Below are 12,363 nucleotides of genomic sequence, written 5' to 3'. Positions count from 1 at the left end.
TTCATTTTCTCTCAACTCCTTGTCTGCCTGTTTCTGCAAAGCGAGCGCCTGCCGTTTTTTCTCGGCAATTTTATACGAATCCTTAAATATTGCTTTGCACAGTCTGATTTCTTTTCGGATTTCATTAAGCTCCGCATTGATTTCTTTCGCTTTTTCTTTGACATCATCACAATTTTCATCAGTCCTTTCGTCATAGAGTTTTTTTCGCCGTGTAATTAAAATCTCAACTTCGGCTTCTTTGTCCTTTTGGTATTTCTGCAAATCTTCGCCCGTTTCAATATCGTGCGAAAATAAGAATTTGAACTGCCGTTGGTAACGGTCGAATTTTATCATTTCCTCACGCATAAAAAATGACACCCTCTGCGGTGTCTGTTTACGCTCGATTTTCTTGAATAAATAGAGGTAGTGAAAGTAGAGGGCAACAAAGCCTTTTAACTTTTTGCCCTTTACATCTTTAATGTTACCTTTGAATTTGTATTGTCTTTTCGGCATTTCGGACGGGGAAGCCGTGATAATTCCGTTTCGGGTTGCGATTATCCTTTGCAATATTTCCGCTTCACTGTAATTCTTGCCGAGATTATCAAGCCTCATCGGGCGTTTTGCGTTCGGTGCGATTATTGATGTATATTTGATGTTCGGACCTTTTCTGTGAATGACAAAACCTCGTTTTTTGAGATTATTCCAAAACTGCTCCATTGTATATGAGCATTTTATAATCTCATCAATATCACGGCGGATAGTGCCACGGATAGTCGGTCTGCCTTCTTTTAATGCCAGCCATTCGCCGTAGTGCATACCTCGCCTTTGGGGTTTGTCGATTACCGACAGACAGTTTTCTCTGCAAATTTGATCCGATATTCCTCGAATGTCTATGAAATAGTCCTTGAAATTATTTCGGTATTTGTAGCCGTCCGCATAGGATACAGAGTTTATAATCAGATGATTGTGCAAGTGCTTATGGTCAAGATGAGTTGCAACGACCACTTCGTATTTATCCGCAAACAAACGCTCCGCAAGTTCAAGTCCGCATTTATGAGCAATCTCCGGTGTTGTTTCAAAATCCTTAAAAGACTGCACCAAATGATACGCAAGTACGGCGTTTTTATGTCCTGCTTTCCCGAAAAACTCCTGTGTGTCTATCATATCGGCGTATGGATTATCCGTCGTGCAGTTATATGCTTTGACATAAAGGCAATTTTCGGTCTTGTCCTCATTTTTTATATATTTGATTACACCCTCTACCGCATCAATGTCGGGTTTTATGCTTGTCTTGTCGGGATTTGTAATATAGTTAAGACTTGAATCAAGCCTTGATTTGACCGTCCATATTTTCGTAATTGCCATTATCGGACGCTCCTCACAAGACGCATAATATCGTTTTGCATTTGCAGCACAGTTTCAATTTTATCCTCCGAAATATACTGCTGGGCATTTGCGATATGTGCTATCTGATTTATGTTGTTTCCGATAGCGTTTATCTCACGAAGCAGTCTTACATATTCATCGGGCGGACGGGGGCGAATCTCTTTCCCCATAATCAGCTTGCGGATATATGGCTCCATTTTTAAGGCACAAGCGGCGGCATTTGCTTTCAGCCTCTTGTGTTCCTGTTCGGTGAGTCGTACCGATATTTTGATTTTATCCATTGTTAAAATCACCTCATTTCTTTTAGCCGTGCGGCGGGGTATTAGGGGCATTACCACTAACAAGCGGGCGTTTTGCCGTCAAAATGCCGTGCTTGCGGATATATGGCTCCATTTTTAAGGCACAAGCGGCGGCATTTGCTTTCAGCCTCTTGTGTTCCTGTTCGGTGAGTCGTACCGATATTTTGATTTTATCCATTGTTAAAATCACCTCATTTCTTTTAGCCGTGCGGCGGGGTATTAGGGGCATTACCACTAACAAGCGGGCGTTTTGCCGTCAAAATGCCGTGCTTGCTAATACAAATGCTCACGCATTTGTCCCGTCCGCCTTCGGCGTATATTTTTTACCTTGCCATAGCGTATTCACGCTTTTGCTGCGGCACTTCCGCATCGGAAACATCGGTGTCGATAACATTATCGTCCTTTTTATCCATTTTGAGCAGCGCTTCGACTGCGGCAAGGCGTTTTGTTTTTTCCTGCAATTCCGCCTCCTGCGGAAACGCCCGTTTTGCTTCAGCTTTTGCAGTTTCGTACTGCGTATTGGTGTTTGCGAGTTTTTCTTTTTCGGTTTCAAGCCGTTTTTCAAAACCGTCCAAAGCATTGTCGATACGCTGGATATTACCGAACACATCTGTTCCGAGTTCAACCTTATGCGACAAACACCCGACAAGAGTTACATAGAATAATTTTTGAAAACTGTCAAAGGAAAGTTCCATAGAAAAACCTCGGTAATCACCGATATTCACCGGCTCTTCCGAGGTCATTTTCTTGCAGCGTTCAATAAGAGCGTTACCCGCTTTTTCCTTTTCAAAATATCCAAACCCGTCAATCGTCATTGTGTTGAATTTATCCTCAGCCTTCGGATACTGCTTGACAGTTTCAATATCCTTTTCAAGCCCTTTTATTCTTGCTGCGATTTCTGCAATTTGTTTGGGGTAGAATTTCACAACCTTATCTTCGAGGTCGTAAATCTGCGACATAAAGGACGATTTTATCAGCTTCAGCTTGGATACCTCCATATCAAGCTCCATCTTTTCCTTAATGTGCGGATTACCTGTCGAGAGTGCCTTTATCTCCGCAAAGGACAGGGCGGTTGGGTCAATATCGTCCGCAACTCTGACGGGAGATTTTGAAGTAAATATCTGCGATATGAATTTCTGCTTTTGCTCCACCGTCTGCCACATATAAGTGTCAAAGGTTCCTTTGGTTACATAACGGTAGATATGCACTTTCTCGTTTGTATTGCCTTGTCTGATGATACGCCCTGCTCGCTGTTCGAGGTCTGCCGGACGCCACGGGCAGTCAAGGTCGTGCGAGGCATAGAGCAGTTTTTGCACATTTGTCCCTGCACCCATTTTTGAGGTAGAGCCGAGAAGCACACGAACATCACCGCTTCGCACTTTCTTGAATAATTCATCTTTTTTAACCTCTGTGTTTGCATCGTGAATAAAAGCAACCTCATTTTCGGGTATGCCTTTTTGGAGCAGCTTTTCCCGTATGCTGTTATACACGGAAAATGTACCGTCATTCTTCGGTGTGGAAAGGTCGCAAAAGAGTAATTGCGTTGCTTTCTTATCTTTTGTTTCCTCCCATATATCATACACACGGTTTGCACATACCGATACCTTTGAGGTTTCATCATCGGGGAGCATAGGATTTATCATTCTTTGGTCGAGTGCCAATTTTCTGCCGTCGTTTGTTATTTTCAGCATATTGTCAACACTCGGATCAACAGTCCTTTTACGCACTTCCTCGGCTCGTTCTCCGAGGTCTGCCACCATATCCTTTTGAAATTGGGTCGGCTCTGCAACCTCGTTGTGATATTCAACCTCCGGCACGGGCAAATTCAGCATATCCGCCGTCTGAATATCGGCAACCTCTTTGAACATTGCAATGAGTTCGGGCAAATTAAAGAATTTTGCAAACCTTGTTTTCATACGATAACCACTGCCTTCGGGAACGAGTTTGTCAAGATGATTTTTGTAAGTTTTCTAAATTCAAATATTTATCCGCTGAAAAATCTCCCAACATCTCGTGTCTGCATATTTCTTGAAACACCGTATTCAAAGGCTTCTTCGCACTTTCCGATTGCTTCACATTGACAATAAAAGTTGTTTTGCCTATTCGTGTTGTATAAGATAAAGTGTTTTCTTTCATATAGTCCGTTTCTCCTTTTCATAAATTGACTGTGGGGCATTCCGTTTGGAACACCCCACAAATACAGCCTGTTTCATCGGAACATATCAAGAAGTCATTAAGTCGTGAGTATAATGGAAATGGTTATCTTTCCATACCACGCTTGTTTCTTCGTGCCTTAATACGCTCTTGTCTTTCTTTTTCCCTTGCTTCTTTTTCGGCTCGTTCCTGTGCTTCCTTAAAAGAAAAAAGTTGCTTCACTTTTTCGGTAAAAAGTTTGGCAACTTCGGGGAAATGTTCCAACGCTTCAAGAAAAGGTTTGCACTTTTCTTTCAGTTCGTTGTATTTAGTTTTCATTCTCTCCAATGCGTTTGCACTGTCAAAATATTTCTGTCGGTAATAATTCGCACTCTGCTCTAACTTATTGATTTCCGCACGACCGGTAATTCCCTCTTTGGCAAGGGCAGTAAGCTCAGAATAATCCTCTTTGGAGATTGCCATTTTACCTGTGATTGTTTTCTGCCCCATACCGTCAATCTCGTTTAAGGTTTTAGAGATATGACGGGCAGGCTCATACTTGACTTGCTCTTTCTGAATACGCTTCTGCAACTTCTCCAATCGCTCTTTGTCCTGTTGGATTTGATATTGCAGGGAAGTCAAATGCTCTGCTGTACTTCCGTATTCGCCACGCTGAAAGCCTTTGAACCCTTGTTCCGTCATATAGTGAAACAGTTCATCTTGCAGTATGCTGTACGAAGCACGAAACATCGGCTTGCCGTTCTTCCTAAGAAGCGGATTTCCTTTTTCATCGGTCAGCGGAATATCCGATTTCCATTTCTTTGAATGGCTAATCTGATTAACCACTTCCTTGACTGTTCCTCGCAGTTTTTCGTCTTTGCAACGCTTACTCCATAGGATTTCTTTCTCCACCACTGGCAGAACCATAGCGTGAAGATGATAGTGGTAAACCTCTTTTCCCAGTTCTTCGCTTGCGGCTACATTGATTTCATCAGCGTGCATTACCGCCGATATAACATTGTCCGCACCGAATTTTTCTTCAATAAAATGATAGGCTTCTTCATAAAACTGCTTTGCGTATTCATAGCCACCGTTACGCTCGAAGTACATCGTGTTCACATCAATCACAATCTCATTAAAGAGTGTTGCGTCTTTCCTCAGTCCACGAAGCGACACCTGACCGTCTGTTTCCATCTGCTTTAACTGCTCCATATAGGTCGGGGCAGTCGGCTTTTTGAAATGCACATTAAAGGGGATTCGCTCCACAATCACATTCATATTTTCATAGGTTTCATTCTTGCGTTCGTTGTGCCTTTCCGCCTTACTCACATCAGAAGCGGTGTATTGTTTTACCCTTGCACAACTCATATCTGCCTTGTTGCCTTTTGCCATTTTGCTCTCCTTTCTCAGCAGGGGGCGAAGCCATTACACAACATTCTTTGAATGTGTGTAACCCACTATGACACTTTCAGACTTCGTCTGCAAAGATGTCGTGGGCAAGGGAGTTCCCCCTTGACCTCCTTAGATACCTCCATCATAAAAACAGACTGTCCTCCTATCAGACAGCCGGCTTTTATTCTCTCGGTATATCGCCCATCGGCAAAGACCAGTACCACAGAAAGCCTCGTTTTCTTGAGACAACGCCTGCTTTCTTCTTTGCCTTTTTGATGGTCGATTTCTTGAACCCTGCGGCTTCAAGTCTTTCTTCGCAATCCGAAGAAAGCATTTCTCCGTCTTTCAGAATTTCCAAAAGAAATTCTTTCGCCTTGATTTCCTTTTCGTTCGGTCTGCCCATTTTAGGAGCAAGGGACTGGAACGCTTCTTCTGCTGTCATTTCCATTTCAGAGATAAAGTCCACGCCCTTTTCTGCCACCTCAAAGAGAATTGCCGAGCCTGTCGGGGCAAGGTTAGATTTCACTTGCACCATATATCGTTCCGCTGGTGCTTCTTTGTTCGGTGTGCGTGTGATTGCAAGAATACTTCTTGCAGCACCCGCAATATCAATAGAACCGTTGGTACGATAAAGAGGGTTGGTATCTCTCATCTTGTTCATATGAGCGATAATCACAATGGCACAGCCAGTATTCTTTGCAACCGCAATCAGATGATTAAACTCTGCTCGTGTTTCGTTGGCATTGTTCATTGAGCAGTTCTCTCCGATATAGGAACTCATCGGGTCAAGAATTAAAAGTTTTGCGTGGTACTTTTCGATTGCTTCAGCAATACGGTTATCCCCAAAGGATAAAGATTTTTCATCTTCCTTGATGAAGATAAGGTTTTCTCCGTTCCCACCGGCAGAATTAAAACGGGGTACTACCGTATCGTCTGCATCATCTTCCGTTGTCTGATAGATGATAGTCATAGGCTCTGTTTCTTCATCGGTAAAGGGGAGAGGCTCTCCCTTAGAGAGCAGGGCGGCAACGGAAAGCATTAACTTGCTTTTTCCATCGCCCGGATCGCCCTGCAACAGCGTAACCTTGCCGAACGGAATATACGGATACCACAGCCATTTCACTTCTTTCGGCTCGATTTCACTTGCCTTTACAACTTCAAGAGGTACATTTACATTCATCTCATTTTCCATTTTCATCATTGTTCTTCGTTCTCCTTTTCGATAAATACTTCGGGCAGAGCACCACGATACAGCGAAAACTCTGCTTGCAGTCATTACTGCATTTTCTGCAAAGTTCGTTGTAGGTAATGCGATTTCTTTCATTCAGAAACAACGCCCACTCTTGTTTCCGTTTCTTACTCATTCTCGGCATATCAATCCTCCTTTCCGTCTGAAAATAAAAAAACCACAGGAAAGATACTCAGAGCCTTGTTTCTGTCATTTCTCGGGGCGAAAATCGGGCAAAATTGCCTTTATAAGCCTTTCAAAAAATCACGCAAGGTATTTGTACTAACCTGTGGTTATGTATGAAATTGTAGGGTTTGGGGCAACAAAAAACACCGTATTTCTACGATGTTTTCTGCGTTCTAATAGATTGTTGATTATCTGCATAAAACTGAAAGTTTTCACTTTTATTATTGTTTCTTGTTTGAAACTATACTGCCGATTACCTGAACAATTAGAGCCATTCCTAAACCAACTACGCCGCCTGCTAAAATAATCATAATAATTTCATCATAATTAAATCGGTTTGCAGCAAAAGACCATATTCCTGCTATGGTTGCAAATATTAAAACAAACCCTAAGTACAACGTCTTAACAGTCTTTCTATTCGTTGTTGATACTGGTTCTATTCCTTTAAGAATATAATCCGTTGTGACTTCAAAAAGTTCGCTCATAGCGATTACTTTTTCTAAATCGGGTGTGCTTTGTTCACTTTCCCATTTTGATACAGCCTGTCTTGATACACCAACCTTATCAGCAAGTTCCTCCTGCGAATATCCTTTTTGTTTTCGTAAATATTGTATTCTATCTGCTATATTCATTGTCAGTTCTCCTTTCCTTTTGACAAAATCATAGCATTTTTTATAGTTGCATTACCACCACCTATGCTTGGAAATGTGTCAACCAACGGTTTCAATCAAGTTTTTCAGTTCAAAAATGTATTAAGAAATTCGGAAAATTCAAAGTTTCCTTTGCTTAAAAAATCCCTTTATTGTATTTAATTTGTCCATACAACATAAAGCCTAATCCGACAATAACTGCTGGAAGAATAATAAATCCCATAGTCTCTTCACTCCAAAATGAAACTATAAAACCTAACACCAAAGATATTCCGATAATCAGTGTTCCTGTTCCAACGGCTTTTCCATACTTTGGTATATCTTCTTCTTTTACTTTTCGCCTATTGTAAGAATGAATTGTACTGATATTGCCTTTGATATTTACAATTCCTATAACAGATATGAACACTCCTAAAATCAACAACATAATGTTCTCCATAATTACCTCCTAAAAATAGAACAGTTCTTCAAATTTCTTGTCTAAAGCAATACATAAAATCAATGCCAACTTTGCTGTTGGGTTGAACTGTCCAGTTTCAATAGAACTAATGGTATTTCTTGAAACTCCTACCATTTCTGCAAGCTGGGTTTGAGAAAGATTTGCCGCTGTACGAACTTCCTTTAAGTGATTTTTCAAATGTAATTGCTCTTTCATATGCTCACCTCTAAAATTTGGCGAACAAATCCAACAAATGCCAAAACGGAAAGAATGAAAAACATACTGGTCAATAGCAAATCACTCTTTCGTTTCATTTTGATAAAACGAACTAACCATTGTGTCGCAAGAATACTGAAATATATAACCCAAGGACTGTAAATCATAGTATGGGCAATCATAGAAGATAGCAAAGAAAGCAGACAACACACCAAAGCCCCCACTCTACTTGCGTGACTTCCTGCCAGATATAGCACTTCCATTTCCGCCAAGTCTTTATTTTGATGTTCTTTTCTACTTGCGTTTAAGATTTCTTCCTTTTTCATATGAATACCTCCGTTCCAAGTTTTCTTTGCACACCTTAATTATACTAATACCAAGTTTTCTTGTCAATAGTGTTCACACAAAAGTTACAAACAATGTAGGAGAATGGCATATCGGAAATGAAGTATATGGCTGTTTGCATTATACTTTTCCGCCACTTCCATTACACTCGCAACTTAATGACTTCTTGAATACTTCCCGAAAAAGAAAACTGCCATCAGTAAAGACAGCAGTTCCTTTTCGGCTGGTATGCTATTAGGAATACACAATATCGTTCAATACAATCTCATCTGCACAGGCTCGGATATTGTTCATCAATCCGACCCATCTCATCATATCCTCCGCTTTCAGTTGTTCCGTCACACCTTGTTTTTTTGCCATTCCCTTTATTAGATACTCCGCCATATTACACGCCAAAGTATCAATATCAGCAAGGTGTTCATACAACTTACCGCTTGTAAGCAGATTAAAATATAAGGCTTTCTTGTGTTCCCTTAAATATCTTTCCCTCATTCTTCCGTATTTCGTGAGAACAGGGGGGTGTTCTATCGTCAAGCAGGGATAGTAATAATCTCCGATGAGTTCGTACTGGATACCAGTTCTTTCGTCTGTAATAAATCTTTGCATTCTGATTTCTCCTTTTGCTTCTTGTGATAAAATTCCAAAGATTTCTCGTTGTGATTTTGCTTTTGACATTCTTCGGAACAGAATTTCTGTTGACTGTGTGTAGGCCAGTAGGTACTGCCACACACAGCACATACACGCTGACGATAATAATGATTTCCTTTTTCTGCTTCTCTGTCGGCTTTTGTCTTATCCTGCCTTGCCTGATAGCAACAATCCTTTGAACAGAATATCTGTCGGTTACTTGTAGGCACAAACTCTTTTTGACAGTGAGGACATATCTTTGTTTTGACGATTTCTCCACCGTTTTCAGCGAGTTTTTTTGCCTTTCGCTTCTCTCGGTATGCTTTTTCACGCTCACGCTGTTTTGCCAGTCGTTCCATTTCAATCTGTTCTTCCTGTGCCTTGATTTCAGCAAGTTCTTCTTCTGTATAGGCAATATCGACCTGCCCGACATAGTTGAAATAAATATCAACCTTTTGTGTCCTTGCTTTTCCCACACCCTCTGCTTCATAAACCACAATCTTGTCAATGAGTTCGGCAAACATCAAATCGGAAATTTCTGTCGGCTCTTTGCACTTGCGTATCAAAGAAATGAAATGCTTAATATCCACCGTATTTGCCTTTTCTTCGGTCAGTTCCTGTTGCATTGCTTCAATCTTCGTTTCCAATTCAGCCTGTTCATCATCATACTGCTTCATCAGTTGTTTGTACTGTCTTTCGGGCAGTAACCCCGAAACAAGATTTTCATACAAACCACGAATAAGTTTGGATAGTTCATCGTATCGCTTTTGAAAACGGTGCAGTTCCGATTTATTCTGCTTTGGCTTTTCTGTCTGCTTTTCATTCCAAAGTGCTTGAAGTTCCTTTGCAAAGGCTTCTTCGTCATTCAGAACAAATTTTGATAATCGTTTTACAGCCGATAATATCAAGGCTTCAACATTATCAGCACTAATCGAATGGGCAGTACAAGAGTTTACTTTGCTTGCATACCCACCGCAACGGTAAGAATACTGCACCGAACGGTCTTTTTTACTGTAATGCGTTTGCAGGGTCATTCTTCTGCCACAATCCGCACAATACAGATAACCGCTTAAACGATTGCTATGCGTACCTTTTGCCGCTGTTCTGTTCGCTCGTTTCTTTCGCTTCTGAACGCTGTCCCAAAGTTCCTGCGAGATGATAGGCTCGTGTGTATTATAAAATACATACTGTTCATCTTCATCGGTATTCTTCCTTTTGTGCAGCTTGAAATTGGTGCTGACAGACTTACGCAAAACCGTATGACCGAGATATTCCTGTCTGCTCAAAATCGCCCTTATGGTTGACATTCCCCAAGTATATGGGTCTGAAAACTTCGTACCGTTATACTGCTCGGGGTGATACTCCTTTGCGTGTGCTGCCGGAATTAAAACCTTTTCTTCGGTAAGCAATTCAGCGATTGCTCTCGGACTTTTGCCCTCGTTGGCAAGCAGAAAGATACGCTTTACCACCCCAGAAGCCACAGGGTCAACGACAAGCGTTTGTTTGTCGGTTGCTAATCGGTTATATCCATAGGGGATTGAACCGCTACAACGCTTTCCGTCTTTCATACGGGCATCAAACACAGCCTTGATTTTATTGCTTGTGTCTTTGGCATACCACTCGTTCATAATATTCAAAAACGGGGCAAAGTCATTATCCGAAGCATTATTACTGTCAATGCTGTTGTTTATTGCAAGAAAACGGACATCTTTCTGCGGAAACAGAACTTCCGTATAAAAGCCGACTTGCAGATAGTTTCGCCCCAATCGGCTCATATCCTTAACGATAATCGTTGCGACATTTCCTGCTTCTACTTCTTTAATCAACTCTTGAAAACTCGGACGATTGAAATTCACACCCGAAAAACCATCGTCAGTAAAATGGCAAATATTCGTGAACCCATTTCTGCGAGCATAATCTTCCAAGTATTTCTTTTGGTTGGTGATTGAATTTGACTCACCATTGAGGTCATCATCTCGTGATAAACGCTCATAGAGTGCTGTAATCTTTGAAGTCCTTGACATTCTCTTATCCTCCTTTCTTTATGTAATCTGTTTTGGTATTAAAAGTATTACTCCCTCTACCAATAGGAGAAAATAGGGATACAAAGCGGAACTGTTTTTCAAAGAATCAAAAAAATATTTTTTGAAATTCTGCAACCGACTTTGATAACCTATTTTCAATTTAGGAACGCATTATTTATCGTCCTACTAAAGTATAGCCCTCGGGTGCAAGCTCCATTGCCGATACGGTTTCACCAAAGGTGGACGCCCAGCTATCAAAGTGCTGTAATCCACGCTCTTGGAGCGATTTATACTGCAAATACCTCTGCATAGTATATAACTCAACCATACTGTTTGAAACAGGTGTTCCCGTTGCGAAAATAACGCCCTTTCCGCCCGTAAGCCCGTCAAGATACTGTGTTTTCATAAACAGGTCGCTTGACTTTTGTGCTTCGGTCTGTGCGATACCGCCGACATTTCGCATTTTTGTGTAAAGGAAAAGGTTTTTGTAATAATGTGCTTCATCCACAAACACTCTGTCAACACCGATTTCTTCAAAGGTTACAACATCGTCCTTGCGTTCTTGGTCATTGAGTTTTTTTATCTTTGCTTCAAGTCCACGCTTTGTCTTTTCCATTTGCTTAATCGTGTAACGCTCCGCATTTTCGGTTTTTGCCTCGATTATTCCGTTAATAATCTCGTCAAGCTGATTTTGCAGTATGGTTTTCTGCCGTTCTGCCGACATCGGTATTTTCTCGAATTGCGAATGACCGATAATAACGGCGTCATAATCGCCCGTTGCAATTCTGCCGCAGAATTTTTTGCGGTTTTTCATCTCGAAATCCTTTTTTGTTGCAACAAGAATATTTGCCGCCGGATATAACTGCAAAAATTCGCTTGCCCATTGCTCGGTCAAGTGGTTGGGTACTACAAACAGCGATTTATTGCATAGTCCGAGCCGCCGTGATTCCATTGCTGCCGCAACCATAGTCCAAGTCTTGCCGGCGCCGACCACATGACCGAGTAAAGAATTGCCGCCGTACATAATTCGTGCAACAGCGTCCTTTTGGTGTTTCCTCAGAGCTATTTCGGGGTTTATCCCATTGAAGGTTATATGGCTGCCGTCATACTCACGGGGACGGATAGAGTTAAACCGAACATTGTAGATTTTACACAGGTCGTCACGCCTGTCGGGGTCTTTCCATATCCAATCCTCAAAGGCTTGCTTGATTGACGCCTGCTTTTGCTGGGCGATGGTGGTTTCCTTAATATTCAGCTTTGCAACCTTATTTCCGTTTTCATCGTAAATATAATCAAAGATACGCACATCGCGCAGATTAAGCGAATCCTCAATAATTTTATAAGCGCTGATACGGCTTGTACCATAGGTGTTGGTAGCCTTAACGCCCTTATCGGCGCTCTTGCCTTGAATATTCCACTCACCCGTAAGATTTGAATATTTGACCTCGATTTTGCTTTG

15 protein-coding genes are annotated in these 12,363 nt (G+C 41.4%); all 15 read right to left on the bottom strand.

Annotation, left to right across the window (positions count from 1 at the left end; all coding sequences use genetic code 11):
• A partial coding sequence (locus H8706_RS11180; protein WP_262432682.1) for a relaxase/mobilization nuclease domain-containing protein occupies positions 1–1,344 on the bottom strand: 1,344 nt, incomplete at its 3' end.
• Positions 1,344–1,646: a MobC family plasmid mobilization relaxosome protein gene (locus tag H8706_RS11175; RefSeq protein WP_262432681.1), complete on the bottom strand. Its 303-nt coding sequence runs from the start codon at positions 1,644–1,646 to the stop codon at positions 1,344–1,346. The genes H8706_RS11175 and H8706_RS11180, both read right to left, overlap by 1 nt.
• 22 nt (positions 1,647–1,668) lie before the next feature.
• Positions 1,669–1,842, bottom strand: a complete 174-nt coding sequence (locus H8706_RS11170; protein ID WP_262432680.1) for a plasmid mobilization protein — start codon at positions 1,840–1,842, stop codon at positions 1,669–1,671.
• 145 nt (positions 1,843–1,987) lie between these two features.
• Complete coding sequence (locus H8706_RS11165) at positions 1,988–3,532, bottom strand: helicase C-terminal domain-containing protein (protein ID WP_262432683.1); 1,545 nt, start codon at positions 3,530–3,532, stop codon at positions 1,988–1,990.
• Positions 3,533–3,611: 79 nt separating this feature from the next.
• Positions 3,612–3,800 (bottom strand): transposon-encoded TnpW family protein, encoded by a 189-nt coding sequence (locus H8706_RS11160; RefSeq protein WP_004452856.1) that lies wholly within the window; start codon positions 3,798–3,800, stop codon positions 3,612–3,614.
• A 123-nt stretch (positions 3,801–3,923) separates the two neighbouring features.
• The gene (locus H8706_RS11155) at positions 3,924–5,189 is read right to left on the bottom strand and encodes a plasmid recombination protein (RefSeq protein WP_237972434.1); all 1,266 of its coding nucleotides are present in this window, start codon (positions 5,187–5,189) and stop codon (positions 3,924–3,926) included.
• Positions 5,190–5,370: 181 nt separating this feature from the next.
• A complete protein-coding gene (locus H8706_RS11150) occupies positions 5,371–6,390 on the bottom strand; it encodes an AAA family ATPase (protein ID WP_237972435.1) in 1,020 nt (339 codons plus the stop codon).
• Positions 6,371–6,562, bottom strand: a complete 192-nt coding sequence (locus tag H8706_RS11145) for a hypothetical protein (protein ID WP_035323891.1) — start codon at positions 6,560–6,562, stop codon at positions 6,371–6,373. The genes H8706_RS11150 and H8706_RS11145 overlap by 20 nt, the downstream gene beginning before the upstream one ends.
• Positions 6,563–6,824: 262 nt before the next feature.
• Positions 6,825–7,235 carry a helix-turn-helix domain-containing protein gene (locus tag H8706_RS12450; protein WP_158365190.1) on the bottom strand — a complete coding sequence of 137 codons (411 nt, stop codon included), beginning with the start codon at positions 7,233–7,235 and terminating at the stop codon, positions 6,825–6,827.
• A gap of 154 nt (positions 7,236–7,389) precedes the next feature.
• A complete protein-coding gene (locus tag H8706_RS11135; RefSeq protein WP_173757014.1) occupies positions 7,390–7,692 on the bottom strand; it encodes a DUF3784 domain-containing protein in 303 nt (100 codons plus the stop codon).
• A 9-nt stretch (positions 7,693–7,701) separates the two neighbouring features.
• On the bottom strand, positions 7,702–7,908 hold the full coding sequence (locus H8706_RS11130; protein ID WP_015533646.1) for a helix-turn-helix transcriptional regulator: 207 nt from the start codon (positions 7,906–7,908) through the stop codon (positions 7,702–7,704).
• Positions 7,905–8,234, bottom strand: coding sequence for a DUF6442 family protein (locus H8706_RS11125; protein ID WP_173757016.1), 330 nt, complete (start codon positions 8,232–8,234; stop codon positions 7,905–7,907). Before H8706_RS11125 ends, H8706_RS11130 begins: the two co-directional genes overlap by 4 nt.
• A 253-nt stretch (positions 8,235–8,487) precedes the next feature.
• Entirely contained in the window at positions 8,488–8,859 is a 372-nt protein-coding gene (locus H8706_RS11120; protein ID WP_262432679.1) for a TnpV protein, read from the bottom strand.
• Complete coding sequence (locus H8706_RS11115; protein ID WP_237972436.1) at positions 8,784–10,904, bottom strand: recombinase family protein; 2,121 nt, start codon at positions 10,902–10,904, stop codon at positions 8,784–8,786. The genes H8706_RS11120 and H8706_RS11115 overlap by 76 nt, the downstream gene beginning before the upstream one ends.
• Before the next feature lie 175 nt (positions 10,905–11,079).
• Positions 11,080–12,363 (bottom strand): DEAD/DEAH box helicase family protein (locus H8706_RS11110; protein WP_262432678.1); only part of this gene is annotated, 1,284 nt, incomplete at its 5' end.

It is taken from the genome of Qingrenia yutianensis (genome assembly GCF_014385105.1).
GTDB classification, from domain to species: domain Bacteria; phylum Bacillota; class Clostridia; order UMGS1810; family UMGS1810; genus Qingrenia; species Qingrenia yutianensis.
This window is presented reverse-complemented; position numbering and strand designations above follow the sequence as displayed.

Coding starts and splice junctions, on each gene's coding strand:
- H8706_RS11175 (WP_262432681.1), bottom strand. CDS start 1,646: ATGGATAAAATCAAAATATCGGTACGACTCACCGAACAGGAACACAAG.
- H8706_RS11170 (WP_262432680.1), bottom strand. CDS start 1,842: ATGGATAAAATCAAAATATCGGTACGACTCACCGAACAGGAACACAAG.
- H8706_RS11165 (WP_262432683.1), bottom strand. CDS start 3,532: ATGTTCAAAGAGGTTGCCGATATTCAGACGGCGGATATGCTGAATTTG.
- H8706_RS11160 (WP_004452856.1), bottom strand. CDS start 3,800: ATGAAAGAAAACACTTTATCTTATACAACACGAATAGGCAAAACAACT.
- H8706_RS11155 (WP_237972434.1), bottom strand. CDS start 5,189: ATGGCAAAAGGCAACAAGGCAGATATGAGTTGTGCAAGGGTAAAACAA.
- H8706_RS11150 (WP_237972435.1), bottom strand. CDS start 6,390: ATGATGAAAATGGAAAATGAGATGAATGTAAATGTACCTCTTGAAGTT.
- H8706_RS11145 (WP_035323891.1), bottom strand. CDS start 6,562: ATGCCGAGAATGAGTAAGAAACGGAAACAAGAGTGGGCGTTGTTTCTG.
- H8706_RS12450 (WP_158365190.1), bottom strand. CDS start 7,235: ATGAATATAGCAGATAGAATACAATATTTACGAAAACAAAAAGGATAT.
- H8706_RS11135 (WP_173757014.1), bottom strand. CDS start 7,692: ATGGAGAACATTATGTTGTTGATTTTAGGAGTGTTCATATCTGTTATA.
- H8706_RS11130 (WP_015533646.1), bottom strand. CDS start 7,908: ATGAAAGAGCAATTACATTTGAAAAATCACTTAAAGGAAGTTCGTACA.
- H8706_RS11125 (WP_173757016.1), bottom strand. CDS start 8,234: ATGAAAAAGGAAGAAATCTTAAACGCAAGTAGAAAAGAACATCAAAAT.
- H8706_RS11120 (WP_262432679.1), bottom strand. CDS start 8,859: ATGCAAAGATTTATTACAGACGAAAGAACTGGTATCCAGTACGAACTC.
- H8706_RS11115 (WP_237972436.1), bottom strand. CDS start 10,904: ATGTCAAGGACTTCAAAGATTACAGCACTCTATGAGCGTTTATCACGA.